Annotated in this window: 23 protein-coding genes; 15 read left to right on the top strand and 8 right to left on the bottom strand. The window is 63.9% G+C overall.

Annotation, left to right across the window (positions count from 1 at the left end; translation table 11 throughout):
- From E1N52_RS21380 to aptA, 3 genes are all read right to left on the bottom strand, one after another.
- Window positions 1-1,068, bottom strand: a complete 1,068-nt coding sequence (locus E1N52_RS21380) for an NAD(P)/FAD-dependent oxidoreductase (RefSeq protein WP_133184725.1) — start codon at window positions 1,066-1,068, stop codon at window positions 1-3.
- Window positions 1,069-1,112: 44 nt separating this feature from the next.
- Entirely contained in the window at window positions 1,113-1,361 is a 249-nt protein-coding gene (locus E1N52_RS21375; RefSeq protein WP_133184724.1) for a hypothetical protein, read from the bottom strand.
- A 226-nt stretch (window positions 1,362-1,587) separates the two neighbouring features.
- Complete coding sequence (gene aptA / locus E1N52_RS21370; protein WP_133184723.1) at window positions 1,588-2,916, bottom strand: omega-aminotransferase AptA; 1,329 nt, start codon at window positions 2,914-2,916, stop codon at window positions 1,588-1,590.
- A gap of 171 nt (window positions 2,917-3,087) precedes the next feature.
- Here aptA and E1N52_RS21365 point away from each other — a divergent pair, with 171 nt between their 5' ends.
- Window positions 3,088-4,491, top strand: coding sequence for an aminotransferase-like domain-containing protein (locus E1N52_RS21365; protein WP_133184722.1), 1,404 nt, complete (start codon window positions 3,088-3,090; stop codon window positions 4,489-4,491).
- A 21-nt stretch (window positions 4,492-4,512) separates the two neighbouring features.
- Here E1N52_RS21365 and E1N52_RS21360 read toward each other — a convergent pair whose 3' ends face one another.
- From E1N52_RS21360 to E1N52_RS21345, 4 genes are all read right to left on the bottom strand, one after another.
- Entirely contained in the window at window positions 4,513-6,888 is a 2,376-nt protein-coding gene (locus E1N52_RS21360; RefSeq protein ID WP_133184721.1) for a DNA polymerase II, read from the bottom strand.
- Window positions 6,889-6,960: 72 nt separating this feature from the next.
- Window positions 6,961-7,578 carry a LysE family translocator gene (locus tag E1N52_RS21355; RefSeq protein WP_133184720.1) on the bottom strand — a complete coding sequence of 206 codons (618 nt, stop codon included), beginning with the start codon at window positions 7,576-7,578 and terminating at the stop codon, window positions 6,961-6,963.
- A gap of 140 nt (window positions 7,579-7,718) precedes the next feature.
- The gene (locus E1N52_RS21350) at window positions 7,719-8,021 is read right to left on the bottom strand and encodes a hypothetical protein (protein ID WP_133184719.1); all 303 of its coding nucleotides are present in this window, start codon (window positions 8,019-8,021) and stop codon (window positions 7,719-7,721) included.
- Complete coding sequence (locus E1N52_RS21345) at window positions 7,975-8,316, bottom strand: hypothetical protein (protein ID WP_133184718.1); 342 nt, start codon at window positions 8,314-8,316, stop codon at window positions 7,975-7,977. The genes E1N52_RS21350 and E1N52_RS21345 overlap by 47 nt, the downstream gene beginning before the upstream one ends.
- A gap of 170 nt (window positions 8,317-8,486) precedes the next feature.
- Here E1N52_RS21345 and E1N52_RS21340 point away from each other — a divergent pair, with 170 nt between their 5' ends.
- From E1N52_RS21340 to E1N52_RS21275, 14 genes are all read left to right on the top strand, one after another.
- Window positions 8,487-8,948: an outer membrane lipoprotein gene (locus E1N52_RS21340; protein WP_133184717.1), complete on the top strand. Its 462-nt coding sequence runs from the start codon at window positions 8,487-8,489 to the stop codon at window positions 8,946-8,948.
- 62 nt (window positions 8,949-9,010) lie between these two features.
- The gene (locus E1N52_RS21335) at window positions 9,011-9,253 is read left to right on the top strand and encodes a hypothetical protein (protein ID WP_425468104.1); all 243 of its coding nucleotides are present in this window, start codon (window positions 9,011-9,013) and stop codon (window positions 9,251-9,253) included.
- Window positions 9,254-9,395: 142 nt separating this feature from the next.
- Window positions 9,396-10,490, top strand: a complete 1,095-nt coding sequence (locus tag E1N52_RS21330; RefSeq protein WP_133184716.1) for an efflux RND transporter periplasmic adaptor subunit — start codon at window positions 9,396-9,398, stop codon at window positions 10,488-10,490.
- Window positions 10,487-13,564 (top strand): efflux RND transporter permease subunit, encoded by a 3,078-nt coding sequence (locus E1N52_RS21325; protein ID WP_133184715.1) that lies wholly within the window; start codon window positions 10,487-10,489, stop codon window positions 13,562-13,564. Before E1N52_RS21330 ends, E1N52_RS21325 begins: the two co-directional genes overlap by 4 nt.
- 81 nt (window positions 13,565-13,645) lie before the next feature.
- Window positions 13,646-14,173: a Na+/H+ antiporter subunit E gene (locus E1N52_RS21320; protein WP_133184714.1), complete on the top strand. Its 528-nt coding sequence runs from the start codon at window positions 13,646-13,648 to the stop codon at window positions 14,171-14,173.
- Window positions 14,166-14,450, top strand: a complete 285-nt coding sequence (locus E1N52_RS21315; RefSeq protein WP_069267111.1) for an MrpF/PhaF family protein — start codon at window positions 14,166-14,168, stop codon at window positions 14,448-14,450. Before E1N52_RS21320 ends, E1N52_RS21315 begins: the two co-directional genes overlap by 8 nt.
- Window positions 14,447-14,740, top strand: a complete 294-nt coding sequence (gene mnhG, locus E1N52_RS21310; protein ID WP_069267110.1) for a monovalent cation/H(+) antiporter subunit G — start codon at window positions 14,447-14,449, stop codon at window positions 14,738-14,740. The genes E1N52_RS21315 and mnhG overlap by 4 nt, the downstream gene beginning before the upstream one ends.
- Window positions 14,737-15,681: a hydrogenase subunit MbhD domain-containing protein gene (locus tag E1N52_RS21305; protein WP_133184713.1), complete on the top strand. Its 945-nt coding sequence runs from the start codon at window positions 14,737-14,739 to the stop codon at window positions 15,679-15,681. Before mnhG ends, E1N52_RS21305 begins: the two co-directional genes overlap by 4 nt.
- Window positions 15,678-16,028 (top strand): NADH-quinone oxidoreductase subunit K, encoded by a 351-nt coding sequence (locus tag E1N52_RS21300; protein ID WP_133184712.1) that lies wholly within the window; start codon window positions 15,678-15,680, stop codon window positions 16,026-16,028. Before E1N52_RS21305 ends, E1N52_RS21300 begins: the two co-directional genes overlap by 4 nt.
- Window positions 16,025-17,539, top strand: a complete 1,515-nt coding sequence (locus E1N52_RS21295; protein ID WP_205965647.1) for a complex I subunit 5 family protein — start codon at window positions 16,025-16,027, stop codon at window positions 17,537-17,539. Before E1N52_RS21300 ends, E1N52_RS21295 begins: the two co-directional genes overlap by 4 nt.
- Window positions 17,536-19,176 carry a proton-conducting transporter transmembrane domain-containing protein gene (locus tag E1N52_RS21290; protein ID WP_133184711.1) on the top strand — a complete coding sequence of 547 codons (1,641 nt, stop codon included), beginning with the start codon at window positions 17,536-17,538 and terminating at the stop codon, window positions 19,174-19,176. Before E1N52_RS21295 ends, E1N52_RS21290 begins: the two co-directional genes overlap by 4 nt.
- A 70-nt stretch (window positions 19,177-19,246) precedes the next feature.
- Window positions 19,247-20,713, top strand: a complete 1,467-nt coding sequence (locus E1N52_RS21285) for an efflux transporter outer membrane subunit (RefSeq protein WP_133184710.1) — start codon at window positions 19,247-19,249, stop codon at window positions 20,711-20,713.
- Between the two features lie 108 nt (window positions 20,714-20,821).
- On the top strand, window positions 20,822-22,393 hold the full coding sequence (locus E1N52_RS21280; RefSeq protein ID WP_133184844.1) for an alpha/beta hydrolase: 1,572 nt from the start codon (window positions 20,822-20,824) through the stop codon (window positions 22,391-22,393).
- Between the two features lie 209 nt (window positions 22,394-22,602).
- A complete protein-coding gene (locus E1N52_RS21275; RefSeq protein WP_246089163.1) occupies window positions 22,603-23,421 on the top strand; it encodes a ceramidase in 819 nt (272 codons plus the stop codon).
- Here the strand turns inward: E1N52_RS21275 and E1N52_RS21270 are convergent.
- On the bottom strand, window positions 23,399-23,628 hold a 230-nt coding region (locus E1N52_RS21270; RefSeq protein WP_165979312.1), incomplete at its 5' end, for an ATP-binding protein. The genes E1N52_RS21275 and E1N52_RS21270 overlap by 23 nt on opposite strands.

The raw sequence follows: 23,628 nt of genomic DNA, 5'->3' as shown, positions 1-23,628 counted from the left end.
TCAGTCGAACACCGGCGACTCCACGCCGAGCACCTTGTGCAGGCGCGTGCTGGTGGTGGTGTACTGCAGATGAATTTTCTTCTCGGGAAACACGTGATGCGCCGCGCCGAACGCAGCGAGCGCGGCTTCGTGAAAGCCGGAGAGAATCAGCTTCTTCTTGCCCGGATAAGTATTGATGTCGCCGACGGCAAAGATGCCTGGCACGCTCGTCTCGAAGCGCGCCGTATCCACCGGCAACTGCTTGCGCTCGATTTCGAGGCCCCATTGCGCGATCGGCCCGAGTTGCGGTGACAAGCCGTAAAACACGAGCAGGTAATCGAGATCCAGCGAGCGCGTGACGCCGTCGCCGCCCGTCACCTTGATGCGCTTGAGCTTGCCGCTTTCGTCATCGAAGCCGGTCAGCTGGCCGACGATGGACTGCATGCGCCATTCCTCGCATAGCGCGTGCATCTTCGCGACTGTCGCGGGCGCCGCGCGATATCCCTCACGCCGGTGCAGCAGAATCACGCTCTGCGCGACGTCCACGAGTTGCAGCGCCCAGTCGAGCGCCGAATCCCCGCCGCCGCACACCACGACGTCCCTGTCGCGAAAGCGCTCGAGATCGCGCACGCGATAGAACAGCTGCGTGTCGCGGTATCGCTCGATGCCGCTCAGCTTGAGCGTGCGCGGTTGAAACGAGCCCACGCCTGCGGCGATGAAGACCGTCTTCGCCAGAAACTGCGTCCCCTTGCTCGTCTGCACGAAAAAGCGGCCGTCGGCGCGCGGCTCGACGATTTGCACTTCCTGGCCGAGGTGGAACGTCGCGCCAAAAGGCTCGATCTGCTGCATCAGCGCATCGACGAGTTGTTGGCCGGTGCACATCAGCACGGCCGGAATGTCGTAGATCGGCTTGTCGGGGTAAAGCTCGGCGCACTGGCCGCCTACCGCCGGCAGCGAATCGACCACGTGTGCGTGGATTTCCATCAGGCCCAGTTCGAATACCTGGAAAAGTCCCACCGGCCCGGCACCGATGATGAGCGCGTCGGTTTCGATGAGCTGCGGCGGGAAGTGATCGTTGCGCTCGTTCATCGGCGAGCTCTCCTTGCAAGAGGCAGGGAAAATGATCAAGAGTACTATTCTTCTGGCTGCACGTCGGCTACATAACGACGCAGGCAGGCGAGCAGCGCGGCTTCCTCGGCGCGGCTTGCCGCGTCGCTGGCCGAACCCGCGTCGCGCTCTTCGCCGAACATGGCCGCGGGCGCGGGAATCGTGTCGACCACGCGGCCGTCACGGATCACGCGGATTTGATGGGTCGCTTCCACATACTCGGCGATCCAGTGGATGCCCTCGATATGCGTGCCGACGCGGACTGGCATCTTCATGAGATTCCCTCCTGGCCAGCGCACGTCGGTCGATGCGCGCTCGCCGCAATCGCGTTTCTTATGGCGGATAGGGCAACGATACGCCGATGGTGCGTTCCGTGCTTGAACCCGGTCCTTGCGCGTACGGCGGCCGAAAAAAGAAAAGGCGGCCCGAACGCGGGCCGCCCTTGCGGCGGATTACCAAATGAAAGCAGGCGCGAGCGAAGGGCCGCCCGCGCTTCGCGCGTTACTGCACCGTGGCGAGCACGTCGCGCACCGTGCCGAACAGACGTGCGATTTCCTCTTCGGTCACGATGAGCGGCGGCGAGAACGCAAGAATGTCGCCCGTGAAGCGGATCAGCACGCCCGCCTCGAAGCACTTCACGAAAACCTCGTAAGCGCGTGCGCCCGGCGCGCCGTCGCGCGAGTCGAGTTCGACGCCGGCAACGAGACCGAGATTACGCACGTCCTTCACGTGCTTCTCGCCACGCAGCGCATGCGCGGCGGCCTCGAACTTCGGCGCGAGCGCGTCGGCGCGCTCGAACAGGCCCTCGCTGCGATACAGGTCCTGCGTCGCGATCGCGGCGGCGGCGGCGAGCGGGTGCGCCGAATAGGTGTAGCCGTGGAACAGCTCGATTGCGCCCTGCGCGCCGCTGTTCACGATCGTGTCGTGGACCGTGCGGCTCGCGGCCACGCCGCCCATCGGCACGGCGGCGTTGTTGATCGCCTTGGCCATCGTGATGATGTCGGGCGTTACACCGAAATACTCGCTGGCCGTGGCCTTGCCGAGACGACCGAAGCCCGTGATGACCTCGTCGAAAATCAGCAGGATGCCGTGCTTCGTGCAAATCTCGCGCAGACGCTGCAGATAGCCTTGCGGCGGAATCAGCACGCCGGTCGAGCCCGCCACGGGTTCGACGATCACGGCGGCGATGGTCGAGGCGTCGTGCAGCGCGACGATGCGCTCGAGGTCTTCAGCGAGATGAGCGCCCCAGGCCGGCTGGCCCTTCGAGAACGCGTTGTGCTCGAGATTATGCGTGTGCGGCAGATGATCGACGGCGGGCAGCAACTGGCCCGAAAACGCCTTGCGATTCGGCGCGATGCCGCCCACCGAGATGCCGCCGAAGCCCACGCCGTGATAACCGCGCTCGCGGCCGATCAGCTTGGTGCGCTGGCCTTCGCCGCGTGCGCGATGGTAGGCGAGCGCGATCTTCAGTGCGGTGTCGACCGACTCCGAGCCGGAATTCGTGAAGAACACGCGGTCGAGGCCCGCCGGCATGATTTCGGCGATCTTCTGGGCCGCTTCGAACGCGAGCGGGTGGCCCATCTGGAACGTGGGGGCGAAGTCGAGCGTACCGGCCTGCTGGGCGATGGCCGCGACGATTTCCTCGCGCGCATGGCCCGCGTTCACACACCAGAGGCCCGCGCTGCCGTCCAGCACTTCGCGGCCATCGGTCGTGCGGTAGTACATGCCTTTCGCCGATTCGAGCAGGCGCGGCGCGGCCTTGAACTGGCGATTGGCGGTGAAGGGCATCCAGAACGACGAGAGATCGTCGATGACGGGGCGCGAAGTCATGCGTGCTTCTCCTCAGGTGGGTTTGGCTCAACTGTAGCGCCGAGGCTTGAACGACGGCATACACAGTCTCTATACTGATCTGCAAACCGTGCTGGACAATTCTCGCCAACTGTATTGATCGGCGTCCCGAATCGTACGGGTTTTCCCTCGTACTATACTCTCGCTTTCCCGATGATCGAACTCGAACTGGAGCGCGGCCGCGGCGTCACGACGACGCTTGTCGAGCAGCTCGTACAGGGCTTCACGCGCGCAATCGAAGCGCAAACGCTGCGCGCCGGGGCGCTCTTGCCTTCGGTACGGCAGCTCGCGCAATCGCACGAGCTATCGACCTATACAGTGACCGAGGCGTACAACCGTCTCGTTTCGATGGGCTTCGTCGTCGCGCGGCGCGGCTCGGGCTACCGCGTGGCGCCCCGTAGCGAGTCGGCGCGCGCGAGCGTGACGGGCTGGCAGCCGCCCACGCTGACGGCGACCTGGCTGCTCTCCGACGTGTTCGCCGATCATTCGGTGCCGATCAAGGCGGGCTGCGGCTGGGTGCCGGGCGAGTGGATCAACGAAAGCGGCCTGCAGCACGCCTTGCGCGCCATGAGCCGGGTGCCGGCCGTGCGGCTTGGCGACTACGGGCACCCGTACGGCTACGCGCCGCTGCGCGAGCGCATCGCGGCGCAGCTGGACCGGCAGGGGCTGCCCGTCGAGGTGTCGAACGTCCTGCTCACGCAGGGCGCGACGCAGGGGCTCGATCTCATCGTGCGTACGTTGCTGCGGCCCGGCGACACGGTGCTCGTTGAAGACCCAGGCTACTGCAATCTGCTGCAGATTCTCAAGCTCGCTGGCCTCACGGTGCAGGGTGTGCCGCGCACGCCCGCCGGGCTCGACATCGAGGCGCTCGAGCGCCAGGTGGCGGCGCACCAGCCGAAGGCGATCTTCGTGAACACGACGCTGCAGAATCCCACCGGCGCGACGTATGCGATGTCCAATGCCTTCCGCTTGCTGCAGATCGCCGAGCGCCAGCGTATGTGGGTTGTCGAGGACGATGTGAGCCGCGAGCTTGCGCCGCCAGGCGCACCGCTGCTCGCGGCGATGGAAGGCTTGCAGCGCGTGCTGTACGTCAGCGGCTTTTCGAAGACGGTCACGCCTTCGCTGCGTTGCGGCTATGTGGTCGCCGAGCGCGATGTGCTGCGCGAGCTGGCGCGCGCGAAGATGGCGGTGGGGCTCACCTCGTCGGCGACCATCGAGCGCATGGTCGACAAGGTCTTGCTAGAGGGGCGCCACGCGCGCCATGTCGAACTCGTGAACGAACGTCTGAAGGCCGCGCATGCCTGCGTGGAGGAGCGGCTCGACGCGCTGGGGCTCGAGATATTCCATCGGCCGCGTGCGGGGTTGTTCGTGTGGGCGCGCCTTGCCATCGAACCCGAACGGGCCGGCGCGATCGCGACGGCGGCGCTGCGCGACGGCATCTGGCTCGCGCCTGGCTCCTATTTCAGGCCCGACGACGAACCGAGCGCGTGGTTTCGCTTCAACGCGCCGTATTCGACTGACGATGCGCTGTGGCGGTTCATCGAGCGCGCGCGTTAGGGCGCTCAAAATGGCCCACGCTTAAAACAGACTCTGCTGCCCCGACATCAACGTATCGAAATCCTCGCGCAGGAAAGGCAGAATCGCGTCCGCAACCGGCTGTAGCTGGCGGCTCACATAGAACGCGTAATCGAGCGGAGAACTCAGCGTTTCGAGCGGCTCGGGGCCGGCCGTCGTCATCACGTAGCTGATCCAGCCGCCGTTCTGATACTGTAGCGGGCGGCCTTTCGCGCGATTGAACTCGTCCGCGACGCGCGCCGCCCGCACGTGCGGCGGCACGTTGCGCTGGTACTCGACGAGCGGCCGCCGCAGGCGCTTGCGGTAGACGAGCTGGTCGTCCAGTTCGCCATTGAGTGTGCGCCGCACATAGTCGCGGATGTACTCCACGTACGGCTCGCGCTGGAAAATGCGCCGGTACAGTTCGCGCTGGAATTCCTGCGCGAGCGGCGTCCAGTCGGTGCGCACGGTTTCGAGGCCCTTGAACACGACTTCCTCACCGCCGTTCTTCGCGAGCGTGAGGCCGGCGTAGCGCTTTTTGCTGCCTTCTTCCGCGCCGCGCACCGTGGGCATGAGAAAGCGCGAGTAATGGCGTTCGAACTGCAATTCCAGAGCGCTTTGGAGACCGAAGCGTTCCTGCAGTTCGGCCTTCCACCAGGCATTGACGTGCTCGACGAGTTGCTTGCCGGTTCGTGTGGCGTCGGCTTCGCTGTGCGCGTGCTTGAGCCAGACGAAGGTCGAGTCGGTGTCGCCGTAGATCACGTCGTAGCCTTGCGCCTCGATGAGCTGACGGGTTCTGCGCATGATCTCGTGCCCGCGCATCGTGATCGAAGAAGCGAGGCGCGGGTCGAAGAAGCGGCAGCCCGTCGATCCGAGCACGCCGTAAAACGCGTTCATGATGATCTTGAGCGCCTGCGAAAGCGGGGCGTTGTGCTGCCGCTTCGCATGTTCGCGGCCCTCCCACACCTGGCGCACGATTTCCGGCAGACAGTGCTTCTCACGGGAAAAGCGCGCGCCGAGAAAGCCGGGCACGGACGCTTCGTCGCTGGGATCGTTCAGACCTTCGATGAGCCCGACGGGATCGATCAGGAAGGTGCGGATGATCGAGGGGTAGAGGCTCTTGTAATCGAGCACCAGCACCGAATCGTAGATGCCGGGACGCGAGTCCATGACGAAGCCGCCGGGGCTGTTTTCGCCCACCACGTCGCCGAGATTCGGCGCGACGTAGCCGAGCCGATGCATTTTCGGCAGATACAGATGCGTGAACGCGGCCACCGAGCCGCCGCTGCGATCCACGGGAAGCCCCGTGACCGATGCGCGTTCGAGCAGAAAGGCCATCAGTTCGGTTTTCTCGAAGACGCGCGTCACCAGCTCGCAGTCCTTGAGGTTGTAGATGGCCAGCGCGGGCTTGTCTTCGTCGAAGCGGCGCTGGATCTCGTCCATGCGCTGATACGGATTGTCGATCGACTTGCCCTCGCCGAGCAGCGCCTGGGCGACGTATTCGAGGCTGAACGAAGGAAAGCTCCAGGTGGCCGAGCGCAGCGCCTCGATGCCGTCGATGATGAGGCGGCCCGCGGCGCCCGCGAAGAAATGATTCTCCCGCATGCCGTGCTCGCGCCACTCCATGACCTCGCCGCCGCGCCCAAGACGCAGGGGCACGCCGGTTTGCTGGGCGTGCGCGTGCAACACGCGCAAATCGAACTGCACGAGATTCCAGCCGATGATCGCGTCGGGATCGTGCTTCGCCATCCATGCGTTGAGGCGTTCGAGCATCTGCGCGCGGCTCTCGCAGTATTCGAAGTCGAAGTCGATCTGGCTCGCGTCCCCATTTGCGGGGCCGAGCATGTAGACCTGGCGTTGTCCGCAGCCTTCGAGCGCGATGGAATAAAGCTCGCCCTGGGCGCTCGTTTCGATGTCGAGCGATACCAGTTTCAGCTGCGGGCGATAGCCGTTGGCGGGTTTCATCTCGCCGTCGAGCAGCACGCCGCTTTCGTCCTGGCTACCCGCACCGCCGCGAAACAGCACGGGCGCCGTGATGAACCGCTCCATCATATAGCGGTCCGGCGGCTGGATATCGGCTTCGTAGACGTCGACGCCCGCTTTGGCGAGGCGCTTTGCGTGCCCGGCCAGGGTGCGATATTGCGGGGAATAGAGCCCAAGCACCGGGCGGCGCTGGAAGTCGCACAGATTGAGCGGGCGTAGCTCGGCGCGTGCGTCGCCCTTCAGCGCGGCGCGTGCCGCCGCTTCCTGAGCGGCCGGCACGAATGCGACAGAGGGCTGGGGACGCAGGCGCAGCTGGCGCGGCCCCGCGTCGGTCGCGAGCCAGAAGTCGACCTCGGTGTGTTCGCCCGTATCGCGCCAATGGCGGGTGAGAATAAAACCCGCTTCAAACTCAGACAAAGTGTGACTCCGCCGCCCATGTTTCCCGGTTGCGATTGTAGCGGTTGAACCGAGGTATGGCGGCGGGTCGTTTTAGTGTTGAAGCAGGTGCGCGAACATCGGATACAGCGAAACGAGCAGCGAAAGCGCCATGAAGATGTTGAACGCGCGCAATCGCCGCGGATTCGACAGAAAACGCCGCATGCTGGTGCCGAACGCGGCCCAGATGCAGATGCAGGGCAGGCCGATCACATAGAACAGGAAGGCCATCATCATCGTATTGGTGCCGAAGTTCGCGGAAAGGCGGATCGTGGTGGCGGCCGTGAGCACCATCATCCACGCCTTGGGATTGACCCACTGGAACGCGATGGCTTCGTGAAAGCGCATGGGCCGGTGCTCGCCGCTCTTCACCTTGATGTCGCCCGAGGTGCCGATTTTCCACGCCAGATACAGCAGGTACGCAATGCTCGCGACTTCCAGTACGGTATAGAGCGACGGGACGTGCCTGAACACCTGGCCAAGCCCGAAGCCCACCGAGAGCATGAGCACGACCACGCCCGCGCTGATGCCGAGAATGTGCGGCACCGTGCGACGAAAACCGAAGTTGACGCCGGAAGCCAGCAACATGGTGTTGTTGGGGCCGGGCGTGATGGTCGTGACCACGACGAAGAGCATGCCGGCGGGCAGCGCGCTGAGCATTTCGGGCAGCATGATGCGAGGGGCTCCGGAAAGAAAAGATAGATTCGACGGAAACCAGTTTATCGACAGTTCTCGGTACAGTACCGGTACAGTTGTGAAGACGCTGAACGGTACGGATTGGGGGCGTGAAGGTGGCGTTCGTCCGGACGCGTTCAAATTTCGCCGCGAAAGAATCCGCTATGCTCACTTCGCGTCAGAGCCGCGGACGGCAGCCGCGCGGTCTGGAATATGACGCGCAAACGCATGGCGCGCGTCCAATTCGGCTGCGCGAGCCTACCCACGTAGGCCATCCGTGATAACGATAAGGATGCCTTGACAATCGACATCAGCGTGTTGTCGGGCGTAAATGTCGTGAAGGCGATCAGCCCGATGCCGTCGATGCAGCCTTGCGCGGCTTCGTGTTCGACGTCACGACTCTCCGTCGGCATCGTGACGGTGGACGACACCTCGCGCATTGACAGCATGATCCTGACGCTCGATATCGAACTGCGCCTGCAGATATTCAGCCTCGGCCAGCGGCGCTACGCTCCCGTCGCCGGCGTGCTTGCCGGTATCACATACGGCACCGAAGACCGGGGAAGCCGCAACGGCAATCGGCGTATTGCCGTTTCCAGATGCCGGCTCAAATGCACCAGGCGTGGATTTGATCAGCACCCGATAAGAGGCGTTGCCGAAGCAGATGGATAAATAATGCGCGCCACATTGAATCGCTGAACCATTTTCGAACGAATGCCACGTTGAATACGTCATGTGCGAATCGTATTCCATAATGTTCGTCAGATATCCGGAGGATGGATGGCAAAAGACAATTCTCCGCGTACGTATTGGCTGAATGTTCGCTAATGACTATGCGTGGAATCGTTAGCAAACAGGCCGAATGAATTAGCGAATCCGCAATGCGCCGCATTAGGGGAAATGTCATGCGATATCTCGCTGCAACACTTCTTGGCTCCGTAGTCGCCTCGTTCGCGCTTTCTGGTTGCGAGGCGCCAACTTCGGGCTCCACCTTCAGGCCGGCCCAGGCGCAGCAGGTGATGGTGGTCGAACTCGGTACGGTCGAATCCGTGCGGCCCGTCACGATCCAGCCTGGTCCATCGGGCATTGGCGCAATAACCGGCGGCGCGCTTGGCGGCATCGCGGCTGGCAGCAACATCGGGCGCGGCACGGGTGCCGTGGCGGCGGGCATCGGCGGCGCCGTGCTGGGCGGCGCGGCAGGCAATGCCGTCGAGCAGCGCGTCACGCAGCGGCAAGCCCTTGAAATCGTCGTGCGCCTGGATTCGGGGCAACTGATGTCGGTGGTCCAGGATGCGGATCAGCAGTTCGTTCCGGGCGACCGCGTGCGTGTGCTACTCGGCAACAACTCGGTGCGCGTGACGCGATGAAGTGAACGCAGGTGTCGTCGATCTCTCGATAAAACGAAGTGTCGAACCACGCGAGGAAACCCATGGCCGATACCGGGCAGAAAATGAGTCGCGTGCAGTTGACCGCGATGGTAGTCGGCGGCATGGTGGGCGCGGCCATCATCGTGGCGTCGGCTGACATCTCGCTGTTTCATTTCCTCATTCTTCGCGGCGTGAAGCAGGCCGCGTTCATCAACACCATCGTGACGTTCGCCAACGTCATTCCGATCGTGGTGTTCATCGTCATTCTGGAACGTCGCCTGGTGTCGTCGAGTTCTAGCGCTTGAATCGTCGTTGTTTTCGGATGGATACCCCGGCACGCCCGGCGGGGCTGCAACAGGGCGCGAAGCCATTTCACGGTGGACACGGGCAACCTGTCCAAGGATCCAGAGGAATACGCCAGTGTTTGCGAATCATGCTGCAGGTCGAATGGTTTCCCTGCCTTTGGCCGTGACGCTGTGTGCGCTGTGTGTAACGGCGGCGGGCGGACTGTTGGCGGGCTGCCGTAAGGGCGAAGAGGCGCCGGTGACGGAAGTGCGCCCGGTACGCGTCGTCAGGATAGAAAAGCAGGAGGCCGGAGCGACCATCGCCTTGACCGGAAGATTGCAGGCGCAGGCCGAGATCAATCAATCGTTCCGTATCGACGGAAGAATGACTTCCCGCAACGTCGATGTCGGGGACCGTGTCAGGGCGGGCCAGGTGCTGGCGCGGCTTGACCGGATGAACGAGGAAAGCAGCCTGCAGTCCGCGCGGGCGCAGTTGGCCGCCGCGCAGGCACAAGCCCTGGAAGCGCGCACCATGTTCACCCGCATGCGCGATCTGCTTGCGGAGCATGCCGTGTCGCGTGCTTCGTTCGAACAGTCGGAAGCGATGGCAAAGATCACCCAGTCGCAAGTCGATTCGGCGCAGTCGTTGGTCAACATCGCGCAGAACCGGCTGAGCTATACCGACCTCGTTTCCGACGTAGCCGGCGTGGTGACGGCGCGTGGAGCGGAGCCGGGCGAGGTGGTTCCGGCTGGACGCATGATCGTGCAGATCGCTCGCGAAGGCGCGGTGGATGCCGTATTCGATGTGCCCGCCGCGATCAAGGACGTCGCGCCGGCCAATCCCGACATCGTCATCGCGCTTGCCAGCAACCCCCAGGTCACCGCCGTTGGTAAGGTGCGCGAAGTATCGCCCCGCGCCGATCCGGTGACCGGAACCTTTGCGGTCCGGGTTCAAGTGCTCGATCCGCCGGCAGCCATGCGCCTTGGCAGTACGGTCATTGGCCACATGAAGCTCCCGCGCGCGGCGGCCATCGAAATTCCTTCGAGCGCCCTGATCCAGCCAGGAGGAAAGCCGGCGGTCTGGGTGGTCGATACGAAGACAGGGACGGTTTCGGTGCGTGAGGTCGAGCTTCAGGCGTATGGCGAGGACCGCGTTGAGGTGTCGCAAGGTCTCAACACAGGCGACGTGGTCGTGACTGCCGGCGTGCAGGCATTGCGGCCGGGACAGAAAATTAACTGGACCGAGGCAGCCAGGTGATTGGCCCGAATCTATCCGAGTGGGCGCTTTCGAAGCGCCCCCTGGTCGTGTTCCTCATGATCGCTGCACTCGTGGCGGGAACCCTGTCATTTTTGCGGTTGGGGCGCGCCGAAGATCCGGTCTTTACATTCCGCACCATGGTGGTGGCCGCTGCGTGGCCGGGGGCCACTGTCGACGACACGCTCTCGCAGGTGACCGAGCGGCTCGAACGCACGTTGCAGGAAACCCGTCACCTGGATCGCATACGCAGCTATACGACAGCGGGCCAAACGACGATCTTCGTCGATCTTCTGCAGTCCACGCCACCCTCCGAAGTCCAGGACGTCTGGTATCAGGTTCGCAAGAACGTGGACGATATGCGACAAACGCTCCCGGCGGGAACGCTCGGGCCGTTCTTCAACGATGACTTCGGCGACACCTACGGCATCATCTACGGCTTCACCGCCGACGGCTACAACATGCGTGAGTTGCGCGATCGCGTCGAGGCGATTCGCTCGCGCCTGCTGCTGGTGCCGGACGTCTCGAAGATCGAGGTCCTGGGCGCTCAGGACGAACAGATCTACATCGAATTCTCGACCACCCGTCTGGCGGGCTTGCGTCTGGACTACCCGACCATCGTCGCCGCATTGAGAGCGCAAAATCTCATCAGGCCGACCGGCGTCCTGCAAACCGGGCAGGAGCGGGTGTTCTTCAGGGTGACGGGCGCCTTCGATTCCGAACGCGACATCGAGAGTGTCAACCTCGTGCTGGGAGGGCGCATCGTGCGCCTCGGCGACATCGCCACCGTGAGACGCGGCTTCGCCGACCCTCCACAGCCAATGTTCCGCGTCAACGGCAAACCGGCCATCGGCCTCGCGATCGCCATGCGCGATTCGGGCGACATACTGGCGCTCGGTCGCAACCTGAAGGCCGAGATGGCCGACGCCACCGCGAACCTGCCCGCTGGCATCGAGCCGTTCCTGGTCGCCAATCAGTCAGATACCGTCGACGTGGCGATCAACGACTTCATGGCGTCGCTCTGGCAGGCGATCATCATCATCCTGGTGTGCAGCTTCGTGAGTCTGGGCATACGGCCGGGGACGGTAGTCGCATTGTCTATCCCGCTGACGCTGGCGATTGTCTTCGGGATCATGGACGTCGTGCACATCGACCTGCACCGGGTCTCGCTGGGCGCGCTGATCATCGCGCTGACCTTGCTGGTCGACGACGCCATGACCACCGTCGACGCCATGATCAACCGCCTCGCCGCCGGTGACAGCAAGGATCAGGCGGCGACTTTCGCGTACCGTACGCTGGCCGCGCCAATGCTGATCGGCACGCTCGTGTCGATTTCCAGTTTCGTGCCGATTGGCTTCGCAAAAAGTTCGGCCGGCGAATATACGTTTTCTATTTTTGCGGTAGTCGCCATCGCGCTGCTCGCATCGTGGTTCGGTGCGGTGATTTTCTCGCCGCTGGTCGGTGTGGCAATCCTGAAAGCGCCCAAGGCCGAAAAGGAGCCGCGCAAGCCCGGCAAGATGCTCATGGCCTATGACCGCTTCCTGCGCGGCGCGCTGCGGCTCAGGTGGTTGACGATTGCCGTCACGCTCGCGGCGTTCGTGGTGTCGATCTTCCTCGTCCGGTTCGTGCCGCGGCAGTTCTTTCCCGCCTCGGACCGGCCGGAGCTGACGGTGGATCTGACCTTGCGCCAGAACGCGTCCATCCACGCGACCGCGGACCAGGTTGCGCGACTCGAGGCCATTCTGAAAAGCGATCCCGATGTCGATCACTTCAGCAGCTATGTGGGCCGCGGCGCAGTGCGCTTTATTCTTACCCTCAATGTTCAGCTGCCTAATCCGTTTTTCGCACAGGTCATCGTGGTCGCGAAAAGTCTCGAGGCGCGGGACCGGCTGCAATTGAAACTGGAGAAGGCACTGAGCGAACAGTTCCCCGGTATCGTCGCCCGCGTGTCGCCGCTGGAACTGGGACCGCCAGTGGGGTGGCCGCTGCAGTATCGCGTCTCGGGCCCCGACCCGGCTCAGGTGCGCAGGGCCGCACTCGATCTGGCCGGCATCGTGGGTTCCGACGAGCGAACGCGCCACATCAATTTCGACTGGATGGAGCCGGCCCGGCAGATCCGCATCCACATCAACCAGGATGAAGCGCGTCAGCTCGGCGTGAGTTCCGCCGCGTTGGCCGCCATCATGAACACCGTCATTACCGGAACGCCACTCACGCAGATACGCGACGACATCTACCTGGTCAACGTGGTGGCGCGAGCGCAGGAAGAGCAGCCGCTGACGGTGCAGTCACTGAGTACGCTGCAGGTACCCACGCCGAGCGGGCGCATGGTTCCACTCAGTCAGTTCGCGACGTTCACGGAGGAACAGGAGTCGCCGCTGATATGGCGGCGAAACCGCGTACCGACGCTCACGGTACGCGCCGACGTGATGCATGGCGAGCTGCCCGACGAAGTCGTCGCAACGCTCGCGCCGAAGATCGATGCGTTCAATGCGAAGCTGCCCAAGGGTTACCACGTCGCGACTGGCGGCATCTTCGAGGAAAGCGCGATTTCGCAAGCCTCGGTATTTGCCGTGGTCCCGGTGATGATCGTGCTGATGCTGACGAGCATGATGCTGCTGCTGGTGAGCTTCAAGCGCCTGGCCATGGTGGTCTCGGTGATGCCATTGGGCCTGATCGGCGTGGTGCTCGCGCTGCTGGTTTTCAACCGGCCGCTTGGTTTCGTCGCCATTCTGGGCATTCTCGCGTTGATCGGCATGATCGCCAAGAACGGCCTGATCCTGATCGTGCAGATCGAGACTTTTCGACACGAGGGCATGGGCGTGCTGGAGGCCGTTGTCGCTTCGGGCACTTCGCGCATACGGCCAATGATGTTGACCTCGATCTCGACCGTGCTTGGCCTGATCCCGATCGCACCTACGGTGTTCTGGGGCGCCATGGCCTTCGCGATCATGGGCGGCTTGCTGGTGGCGACGCTGCTGACCCTGGTGTTCCTGCCGGCCCTGTACATGGTGGTGTTTGGCAAGGAAGACCGGCCGCCGTCGCAGTCTTCGGGGATGGCGAGCGGGGCGACGTGAGCCGCCGGGGCCTGACTCCATCCGGCAGACGCCCGCCGTTTTCGCGCTCGCTGGTTTTTCGATAGAGGAGGCGCATCTTCCATGAGCTCATCAACGCTTCGTGCTTTCCTGCTCGACTGGCGTTCGCACTGGCGCGTCGCGCTGACACGCGCGGTTTGCTTTCTCGCGCTATGGATCATCCTGATGCCGAGCGTGAAGCCGGCCGATCTCGTCTGCGGCCTGATCGCGACGCTCGTCGCGACGCAGATGAGCCTGCGTCTCCTGCCTCCCGTCGCGGGAAGGGTACGGCTCGGCGCCTTACTCGTATTCGTTCCGCATTTCCTCTTGCAGTCCCTGCTCGCGGGCATCGACGTGGCGCGCCGCGCGTTGGACCCGCGCCTGCCTTTGCGGCCCGGTATCGTGGTCTATCGTGTCGGTTTTCCGCCGGGAACGGCGCGCAATGGTTTCGCCATCATCACGAGCCTGTTGCCGGGGTCGCTGCCGGTAGATGAGACCGCGGACGGGCTCGTCTACCACTGCCTCGACACCTCGCAGCGGGTTGAGGAACAACTGGCGGACGAAGAACGGCGCCTCGCGGGCGCGCTGGTCAGCGGTGAACGTCATGGCTGACGTGCTCATCGCCGTTTGCGCGCTGGTGCTGCTGATGGTGGCCGTGGGCCTGCTGTCGGTGCTGCGCGGGCCCACGCGCGCCGACCGCATGATGGCCGCGCAACTGTTCGGCACGGGAGGGATCGCGGCGTTGCTGCTGGTCGGCACGGCAAGCGGCGTCGAGGCTGTCGTGGATGTGGCGTTGACGCTCGCCGTGCTTGCGGCGTTCGCGTCGGTCGCCTTCGTCAAGGCCGATCGTCAGGCAGAAGGCGATATCGCGAAAGAGGACCGGAAATGAAAGCCGCAGCCGATATTTTCACGATCATTGCCATGCTGGCCGGCATTGTCTTCTTCGTGGCCGGTACAGTCGGGCTGTTGCGGTTCCCGGACACGTACACGCGGCTGCACGCGTTGACCAAGGCCGACAATCTAGGCTTGGGCATGGTGGTGCTGGGGCTGCTGCCACAGACCGGTCATATCGTGATCGCCCTCAAGCTGATCGTGGTCTGGCTGCTGGTGATGCTGACGTCGTCCGATGTGTCGCAGCTCATCGCGCGCGCCGCGCGCCGGCAGGAGGAGCGTGCATGATCGCCGCCATCTCCGTCGGTATCGGCATCCTGTTGCTGGGGCTTGCGCTCTGGACGGTCGTCGTGCGCGATACGTTCGCCGCGGTCGCCGGATTCATTCCTTACGGCCTGCTGCTCACGCTGGCCTGGCTAGTGCTTCGTGCTGTCGACGTCGCGTTGACCGAAGCGGCCATCGGTGCGGGCCTGACCGGCGCGCTGCTGATCCGCGCGGCGTCGCGGCTCGAGGCAACTGAAGCGGCGGCCCAGGCCGAAACGCCGGGCCTCGCGATGCGTGTCGCGGCAGGCGTGGCCGCCACGGCGGTCGCCGTCGTGATTGCCGTTAGCCTGTTGAGCTTGCCGGACCCCGCGCCGACCCTGGCGCCCGAGGTGGCGAGACACATTCAGGCGACTGGCGTCGGCAACCCGATCACGGCCGTCCTGCTGTCATTCCGCGCGATCGACACGCTGCTGGAAGCCATCGTGTTGCTGTTCGGCGTGGTCGGCGTCTGGTCGCTGGCGCCGGACCGCTGCTGGGGCGGCAGGCCGGGTCTGGCGCAGGTGGTGAGTCCCAACGACATTCTGGTGTATCTCGCGCGCGTATTGCCGCCGATAGGCGTCGTGATCGGCATCTACATTTTCTGGGTCGGCGCCGATCATCCGGGCGGCAAATTCCAGGGCGCCACGGTGATTGCCGCCATGTGGCTGCTCGTCATGATGTCCGGTTTGCGTGATGCGCCGCCGGTCAGCCGGCGCTGGCTGCGCGCCGTGCTGATCCTCGGGCCGGCGGTGTTCATCGCGCTTGGCCTGCTCGGCGCCGTCGTGGCGGGAGCGTTTCTCGCGTACCCCGATGGCTGGGCGAAGCTGTGGATCATCATCATCGAAGCCGCGCTGCTGCCTTCGCTTGCCGTGACCCTGGTCCTCCTGCTTGTCGGGCCACCGCAGCGGCCGGAGGTGAGCCCATGAACGTCTCGCAGTTGTTCGGCTTGACCGCCGCCGCCCTCGTGGGTCTCGGCCTCTATGGCCTGATCGTCAACCCGCAGCCCTTGCGCAAGGTGCTGGCCTTCAACCTCACGGGCAATGGCGTCTTTCTGGCTTGTGCCGTGATCGCGCATCGGGGAGCTGGCGCCGGCATGTCCGGCGACCCGGTGCCGCAGGCGCTATTGATCACGGCGATTGTCGTGTCGTTCGCCGCTTCCGCGCTCGCAGTCGGACTCATGCTGCGCAGGTTCGCGGAAACGGGCTCGAATTCTCTGTCGGCGGACGGTGACGCGGCGTCGGGCGGGGCGCGCGCCAATACGGAGGCGAGGTGACGACGCTGGCGCTCACGGGGCAATCGACGCCGGGCGGCCTGCTGCTGACGCTCGCCGTGTTGTTGCCTTTTGCCGGGATGCTGGCGGGGTTGGCGCTCGGCGGACGCCACGCGCAACGCGTGGCCTGGGTGACAATCGCCTTCGGTTTCGGCGTCGTGCTGGAGATTGCGGCGAGGCTGCTGGTCTCGGGCGACGCATTGCGCTATCTGCTGGGCGGCTGGGCGCCGCCGCTGGGCGTCATGCTCCGCGCCGACGGCCTCTCGGTGTGCATGATGCTGGTGGTTGCCGTGGTGGTGGGGGCGGTGGCGATATACGCCAATGGCGACTTCGGCACGCCGTCCGGCACGAACGAGGCGCGCGCGCCGCTGGCGTTCTGGCTGCTGCTGCTGGCGGTATGGGGAGCGCTCAATCTGGTGTTTGTGAGCGGAGACATTTTCACGCTCTACGTCGCGCTCGAACTGCTGACTTTTGCGGGCGTTCCTCTCGTGTCCCTCGATGGCCGCGCCGAAACATTGCAGGCTGCGTTGCGTTATCTGTTGTACGCGCTGATCGGCTCGATGCTTTATTTGCTGGGGGTTTTTCTGCTCTATGGCGCCTATGGCACGCTGGACATTGCGCTGCTTGCCGCGAGGATAGGGGCGCAGCCGCTAGCCTGGGCCGCGTTGGCGTTGATGACGGCCGGCATGCTCGCCAAAACCGCGCTGTTTCCGCTGCATCTGTGGTTGCCGCCTGCGCACGCGGGCGCACCCGCCGCCGCGAGCGCGCTGCTGTCGGCATTGGTCATCAAGGGATCGTGGTTCGTGGTGGTGCGGTTATGGGTCGACGTCTTCGCCGGCATCGCAAGCGGATCCTGCTCGCAACTGCTTGCAGGTCTGGGGGCGCTCGCGATCCTCTTCGGCAATGTGGTGGCGCTGCGCCAGGTGCGGCTGAAGCTCTTGATCGCTTACTCGACGGTCGCCCAGATCGGCTATCTGTTCCTGCTGTTCCCGCTTGCCGTGCAGCACGAAAGTGCTCGGGCCGTCACGGGTGGCCTGTTGCAGGCCGTATCGCACGCGAGCGCCAAAGCGGCCATGTTTCTCGCGGCCGGTCTGATCTATAGCACGCTGGGGCATGACCGTCTGGCCGACCTGCGCGGCGCAGGGCGCGCCCTGCCCATGACGCTGACGGCTTTTGCGCTTGCCGGCGCCACGTTGATCGGCTTGCCGCCTTCCGGAGGCTTTCTGGCCAAGTGGCTGCTGATGTCGGCGGCACTCGCGACGGGGCAATGGTGGTGGGCGGTCGTGATGCTGGTCGGCGGCCTGCTCACGAGCGTCTACGTTTTCATGGTGGTGGTGCGCGCGATGGAGCCCGCCGCGCCCGGCTGGTCGCCGCAAAAGCAGGTGCCTCGTTACCAGCAACTCGCCGTGCTTGGCCTCGCAACGTGTTCTTTCCTGCTTGGCCTCGCCGTGCTGCTGCCGGTCGACGTGGCCCAGATTGGCCGCACAGTGGTGCCGCCAGCGGGGCTGCCATGAACGTCTCCCAAGCTCTGCTCGTCGCAGCCGTCGGGTTGCCATTGCTGATGCTGCTGCTCTGTGCGTCGGCGCCTGTTCGCAGGTGCCTGCCGTCATGGTTCGCTGTCGCTGCGCTACCCGCGCTGGCCGCGGCCGTCGGCGCCAGCCAGAGCGAAACCCTGATGCTCGGCCACAGCCGTTTCGCCCTCAGTTTCGCGCTCGATACGCCAGGCGCGGTGTTGCTCGGCACGGCGGCGCTGTTGTGGCTCTTCGCCGGAATCTATGCCGCACGATATGTACGCGGTCGCGAAGATATCGATGGGTTCGTCGTCTGCTGGCTCATGGCCTTGACCGGCAGCGTGGGCGTGTTCCTGACGGCCGATCTGATCGGCTTCTATCTGATGCTGGCGGTGTTGAGTGTCGGCGCCAGCGGGCTGGTGCTCCAGGGCGACGGGCCCGAAGCCCGATACGCGGGCGCGCTTTATCTTGGCGTTGCATTACTGGCCGAGGCTTTCGTGCTGGGAGGATTGGTCCTGCTCGCACAGGCCACGCCTGGTGGCAGCCTGCTGATTCGCGATGCGGCTGCAGCCTTGCCGGGCTCGCCCTGGCGCAACGCCACGCTGCTATTGCTCCTGGTTGGCCTCGGCATGAAGGCGGGAATGGTGCCGCTGCATTTCTGGATGCCGCACGCCTATCGCGCGGCGCCTGTTCCGGCGGCGGCGGTGCTCAGCGGCGCGGTGGTCAAGGCCAGCGTGATCGCATTGGTTCGTTTTCTGCCATTTACTTTCAACGACGCATGGCCGCACTTTGGCATCCCTTTCGCGGCGCTGGGCATGTTCGGCGCGTTCTACGGCGTAGCGATCGGTATCACCCAGTCCCAGCCGAAAGTCGTGCTTGCGTACTCGAGCGTCAGCCAGATGGGCTTCCTGATGGCCGTGATCGGCATGGGGCTAGCCGCAGGCGACCCCGCTACCGTCGTGGCAGCCGCTTACTATGCCGCGCACCATCTGCTCGTCAAAGGCACTTTGTTTCTGGCCGTGGGCGTGGTCGCGTTGACGGGTGCCGGATCGTTGCGATGGGTGCTGCTGCCCACGGCGGTCATCGCGCTTGGACTGGGCGGATTGCCGTTGACGGGCGGCGCACTGGCCAAGTACGCGGCCAAGGACCTGCTGGGCGGCGATCTGGCCGGGTCGTTGGCTGCGGCCTCTTCAGCCGCGACCACGTTGCTGATGCTTCATTTCGTGCGCTGTCTGGGTGCAGTGGCCACGACCGATTCCAACGCGCGCGCTCCGGGGCCGTTCAGGGGAGCATGGCTGGCAATGGTAGTGGTCTCGCTCGCGGTTCCGTGGGTGTTGTATCTGCGTATCCCGGCAGGCTCGCTACCCGAGGCCCTGGCTCCCGCGGCGCTGTGGTCGGCACTCTGGCCGGTACTCGTTGGCGCGGCGCTCGCGATTGGCTGGAACCGATGGGGCAAGACGGTGCCGTCCTTGCCTGTGGGAGATGTCAGTGGCCTCCTGCGCGGACTGCAACGAGGCAGCACGGGGGCCGCACGCATCGCTGTGTGTACGGATGCGTTCGTACGCGGATGGGCCGTCTCCTGTCTGACGCTGTTGCTCGCGGCGCTGCTGTTCGGCGGCCTGCTCGCGGTGGCGGCATGATGTGTGTGGCGCAACCGACCGCACCGCCTGCGCACACGGGACGCGGTCGCAGCAGAACCTGGAGTACGTCATGAGAACGCTGACGCGTGCTGCGATATTTGCCGCCGCTACCAGTTGCCTGGCCGGCTGCATTAGCGTGGGGCCCGATTACAGTCGCCCCGAGGTGGCGGTGCCCGCAACGTGGCGGGTCGATTTGCCCGCGGCTGAAGAAGTCGTGGACACGGCGTGGTGGGAGCAATTCGACGATCCGGTGTTGAACGACCTGATTCAAACCGCACTGGAGGGCAATCTGGACGTGCGTATCGCAGCGGCGCGTATCGACCAGTTCATCGGCTTGTTGCGCGCTGCGCGCTCGCAGGGTCTCCCGCAGATCGGCTATGGCGCCAACGTGAGCCGCAACCGGACCAGCGAGGTCGGGATGCCGCCGCTGTCCCCCTTGCTCGATCCCGTATTCAATCTCTATCAGGGCATGCTGTCCGCTTCCTGGCAAATCGACCTGTTCGGCCGGGTAAGACGCCTGACCGAAGCCGCGCAGGCGCAGGTCTATGCCAGCGAACAGGCCCAGCGGGGCGTCGTGCTTTCGCTGGTGACAGGCGTGGCGACCAGCTACATCACGCTGCGCGGGCTCGACCGGCAACTCGAAGTCGCACGGGCCACGGCGAGTAACTTCGGCGAAACATTACGCATATTCGAGTTGCGCTATCGCGACGGACTGGTTTCCCAGACGGAGCTTTCCCAGGTGCGCTCGCAGTACAAGCTGGCTCAATCCGCGATACCGGCCATCAAACAGCAGATCGCCATCGTGGAAAACGGCATCTCCATTCTGCTGGGACGTAATCCCGGGCCCATTGCGCGAGGCAAGTCGGTGAGCGAGCTGGTGCTTCCTGTCATTCCGGCGGATCTGCCTTCGACACTGCTCGAGCGGCGGCCCGATATTTTGCAGGCCGAACAGAATCTGGTCGCGGCCAATGCGAATGTCGGCGCCACGCGTGCGCTTTACTATCCCACCATCTCGCTGACGGGGGCGCTGGGTTCGGTCAGTACCGCATTCGGCGACTTCCTTTCCGGGCCCGCCTCGCTCTGGTCGGTCGCAGCAGGACTGACCGGGCCGATCTTCACGTCGGGTGCGATTGCTGGCCAGGTGCAGTCAGCCGAGGCACAAAAGCGCCAGGCCGAACTGGTCTACAGGCAGACGGTGCTGGGCGCGTTCAACGACACCAATAATGCGCTCGTCAGCTCACAAATGACCATCGAGCAGACCGCGCTTCAGCAGCAGCGCGTCGATGCTTTGCGCGAATATGCGAGGTTCTCGCGGCTCAAGTTCGAAGACGGGTTGATCGGCTATCTCGAAGTGCTGATATCCGAAAACGACCTGTTTTCCGCCGAGCTTGCCCTCGCCAATTTGCAGGCCTCGCGCTATAACCAGGTGATCAGCGTGTATCAGGCCATGGGCGGCGGCTGGGTGGATATCGCCGATTCGCGTACGCCCGTGTCCCTGAGCGCCGACCGAAAAGGCAATGCCTCGCAGGGCAGGTGACATAGTCTTTAAAGACATAGGGCCAGGCTGCGCATCGGTCGAATGGATACGCAGCAGAAGAAGTTCAAGGTCACGGTGTGTTTTGAAGTCGCTTCCAAGAGAAAACCCATGCTACGCACGTCGCTGAAGGTAATAAAAATATGCGTGTCGATACTGGTCGTGCTCGCGTTACTCGCATTGGGTTTGCGGGCATGGTCTTCGCTGCGCGGCCCGGAACTATCCGTCTGGCACACCTACGTGCCGCGGGAGATGACCGTCGAAGAAATAGACGCCGGCGACTGGAGTGCGTACATGCGGGAGGAGTCGCGGCTTTTCGAGGATGTGCACGTCAACGTCGTCGAAAAGATCAAAGCATCCGAGCGTGTCCCGTCGAACCGATACTACGAAGGCTCACCGATCTATCCGGAGCACTTCGCTCAGGACTGGAACCGCTCGTACATACTGGAACCTCCCGGAACGCCGGTTGGAGCGGTGGTGCTGCTGCATGGCATGACGGACTCGCCCTACAGTTTGCGGCACATCGCGCGCAACTATCGTGACCGGGGCTTTGTTGCGATCGCCATCCGTTTGCCTGGACACGGTACCGTGCCTGCGGGACTGACCAATGTCACATGGCAAGAATGGGCCGCGGCAACACGACTCGCGGTTCGCGAAGCGCGCCGGCGCGTGGGCCCGGACAAGCCGCTCGAACTGATAGGCTTCTCGAACGGCGGCGCGCTTGCCCTGCAATATGCAATGGACGCCATCGAGAACCCCGCGCTCACGCGTCCCACCCGGCTCGTGCTCATTTCGCCGATGATCGGAGTCACTCGTTACGCGCGGTTTGCGGGCCTCGTGGGACTACCCGCGATGTTGCCCGCGTTCGCGCGGGCCGCCTGGCTCGGCATCGTGCCGGAATTCAACCCCTTCAAATACAACTCGTTCCCGGTGAACGCAGCGCGTCAGTCCTGGCTGCTTACCCGCGCCATCCAGGAGCAGATGGCGAGGCTCGAGCGTGAGAATCGGTTGAAGTCGCTCCCTCCCGTGCTGACGTTCCAGTCGGTTACCGATTTCACGGTCAGCACCCCTGCTGTCATGTCGTCGTTGTATGACAAGCTTCCCGAAAACGGCAGTGAAATTGTGTTGTTCGATGTGAACCGCAGCGTGAGTTTCAGAACCTTCCTGCGCGTCGCGTCCTATTCGGCGCTCACACGACTGCTGCGCATCGGGCCGCAGAACTATCGCACCACGGTCATCGCCAACGCCTCACAAGATTCGGCTCATACGGTCGAACGCAGTGTCGATGCCGGCAGTGTGGCAACTCACGTTCGTCCTTTGGACATTGACTATCCTCCGGATATTTTTTCGTTATCGCATGTTGCGATTCCATTTCCCGTGACGGATGCGCTCTACGGCATCGAGCCGGGCGACGACGAGAACTTCAATGTCAACCTTGGTACGCTCGCGCCGCGCGGAGAACGCGGCACGTTGATTCTGACGCTCGACTCGATGTTCCGGATTGCATCGAATCCGTTCTTCCCGTATCTCCTGCAACGCATCGACGAGGGCATCGGCAAGATGCCTCCTCCCGTTGTCGATTCACCGAGGCGCACTCATGAGACCGCTGCCGGGAAGCCGGAGGATCCCGCAGAAGCGTTGAGGGAACTGGAGCAGGCCGGCGATGATTACGACGAGCCGTAAGCCGACGGCTGCAACACCAACTAGACTGAAAGAATCGACAGCATCCAGACACCGGGCCAACCTTGTTACCGAGCCTGGTTTGTCCGATGATACGGGCAGGGTGCGCAAGCTCGCATGGGGCCGCCGCGGCCACCTGCCGGCCAGATGTACCTGTGCAGCACCAGCGCCTGTTGAGTGTTACGTCATACCCGGAGACGAGCACCGTGAACATGACCCGATTGCTGCTTGGCAGCATCCTGCTTTTCGTGGTGGGTACGGTGTTGCAGCTGGTATGGCCGCTGGCGCAGGCGGCGTCGTATCACCACTTCGCGGACCAACGCGCGCTGGGCTTGATACCGCATGCAGCGGACGTGCTGTCGAATCTCGTCATTCTGGCGGCAGGGATCGCCTGCCTCAGTTGGGCGAAACGAAATGCGTCGCGGCAGCCGCCAAAATTCCCCGGCATGGTAGTCGCCGGATTCGGGCTCGTGCTAACCGCAATCGGGTCGGCCTACTATCACTGGGCACCTTCCGACGCGACGCTCGTCTGGGATCGCCTGCCGATGACGATCGTCTTCGCCGGCATACTGGCGATGCTCTGGACGTCGAACACCGGGCAGCGCGTGGGCTGGGTACCGTTGCTCATCCTGGTTGCCGTATCGCTAGGCACGATCGAGTACTGGCTCGCACTCAACAGCCTGTGGCCGTACGCGATCCTGCAGTTCGGCGGGCTCATGTTCATCGTCGGCTTGACGCTCACACGCAAGGTGGACAGCGTATTCGGCTGGACGATGGTGATCGTTTTCTACGGGGTGGCCAAGATCTTCGAGAGCCTTGACTGGCAGGTGTGGGAACTCACTCGCCATGTGATCGCGGGGCATGCGCTGAAGCATGTATCGAGCGGCCTGGCCGGTGCCGCCCTGATTCTGGTGGCGAACGCGGCACCGCGCTTTGCAGTCGCCCCGATGGGCAGTTCAAACTCCTCCACTTGTGGGCGGCTAAATTCCCCCAGGCAGGACGAGCGGATTATGCGTCGGATTCCTCAGTGACGGCAAGCCTGGCAGCGGCTTCACGGAGACGATAGCTCTTGCCTTCAAACTCGAGGAGTTTGGAGCGATGCAGCAGACGGTCAAGGATCGTCGAAGCCATGGTGCTGTCGCGAAGGTAGCGCCCCCAGTCCTGGACGACGCGGTTGGACGTGACGAGGATGCTGCGGCGTTGCTTGTAGCGTTGATGGACGAGGGTCTGCAGCAGTT

This window comes from Paraburkholderia guartelaensis (assembly GCF_004353905.1).
Lineage (GTDB): Bacteria > Pseudomonadota > Gammaproteobacteria > Burkholderiales > Burkholderiaceae > Paraburkholderia > Paraburkholderia guartelaensis.
The sequence above is the reverse complement of the archived record's forward strand: the minus strand, read 5'-3'. Positions and strand labels throughout refer to the sequence as shown.

Excerpts from the sequence above, each read along its gene's own strand:
- E1N52_RS21380 (WP_133184725.1), bottom strand. The coding sequence starts at position 1,068 with ATGAACGAGCGCAACGATCACTTCCCGCCGCAGCTCATCGAAACCGAC.
- E1N52_RS21375 (WP_133184724.1), bottom strand. The coding sequence starts at position 1,361 with ATGAAGATGCCAGTCCGCGTCGGCACGCATATCGAGGGCATCCACTGG.
- aptA (WP_133184723.1), bottom strand. The coding sequence starts at position 2,916 with ATGACTTCGCGCCCCGTCATCGACGATCTCTCGTCGTTCTGGATGCCC.
- E1N52_RS21365 (WP_133184722.1), top strand. The coding sequence starts at position 3,088 with ATGATCGAACTCGAACTGGAGCGCGGCCGCGGCGTCACGACGACGCTT.
- E1N52_RS21355 (WP_133184720.1), bottom strand. The coding sequence starts at position 7,578 with ATGCTGCCCGAAATGCTCAGCGCGCTGCCCGCCGGCATGCTCTTCGTC.
- E1N52_RS21350 (WP_133184719.1), bottom strand. The coding sequence starts at position 8,021 with ATGCGCGAGGTGTCGTCCACCGTCACGATGCCGACGGAGAGTCGTGAC.
- E1N52_RS21345 (WP_133184718.1), bottom strand. The coding sequence starts at position 8,316 with ATGACGTATTCAACGTGGCATTCGTTCGAAAATGGTTCAGCGATTCAA.
- E1N52_RS21340 (WP_133184717.1), top strand. The coding sequence starts at position 8,487 with ATGCGATATCTCGCTGCAACACTTCTTGGCTCCGTAGTCGCCTCGTTC.
- E1N52_RS21335 (WP_425468104.1), top strand. The coding sequence starts at position 9,011 with ATGGCCGATACCGGGCAGAAAATGAGTCGCGTGCAGTTGACCGCGATG.
- E1N52_RS21330 (WP_133184716.1), top strand. The coding sequence starts at position 9,396 with ATGGTTTCCCTGCCTTTGGCCGTGACGCTGTGTGCGCTGTGTGTAACG.
- E1N52_RS21320 (WP_133184714.1), top strand. The coding sequence starts at position 13,646 with ATGAGCTCATCAACGCTTCGTGCTTTCCTGCTCGACTGGCGTTCGCAC.
- E1N52_RS21315 (WP_069267111.1), top strand. The coding sequence starts at position 14,166 with ATGGCTGACGTGCTCATCGCCGTTTGCGCGCTGGTGCTGCTGATGGTG.
- mnhG (WP_069267110.1), top strand. The coding sequence starts at position 14,447 with ATGAAAGCCGCAGCCGATATTTTCACGATCATTGCCATGCTGGCCGGC.
- E1N52_RS21305 (WP_133184713.1), top strand. The coding sequence starts at position 14,737 with ATGATCGCCGCCATCTCCGTCGGTATCGGCATCCTGTTGCTGGGGCTT.
- E1N52_RS21300 (WP_133184712.1), top strand. The coding sequence starts at position 15,678 with ATGAACGTCTCGCAGTTGTTCGGCTTGACCGCCGCCGCCCTCGTGGGT.
- E1N52_RS21290 (WP_133184711.1), top strand. The coding sequence starts at position 17,536 with ATGAACGTCTCCCAAGCTCTGCTCGTCGCAGCCGTCGGGTTGCCATTG.
- E1N52_RS21285 (WP_133184710.1), top strand. The coding sequence starts at position 19,247 with ATGAGAACGCTGACGCGTGCTGCGATATTTGCCGCCGCTACCAGTTGC.
- E1N52_RS21280 (WP_133184844.1), top strand. The coding sequence starts at position 20,822 with ATGCTACGCACGTCGCTGAAGGTAATAAAAATATGCGTGTCGATACTG.
- E1N52_RS21275 (WP_246089163.1), top strand. The coding sequence starts at position 22,603 with ATGACCCGATTGCTGCTTGGCAGCATCCTGCTTTTCGTGGTGGGTACG.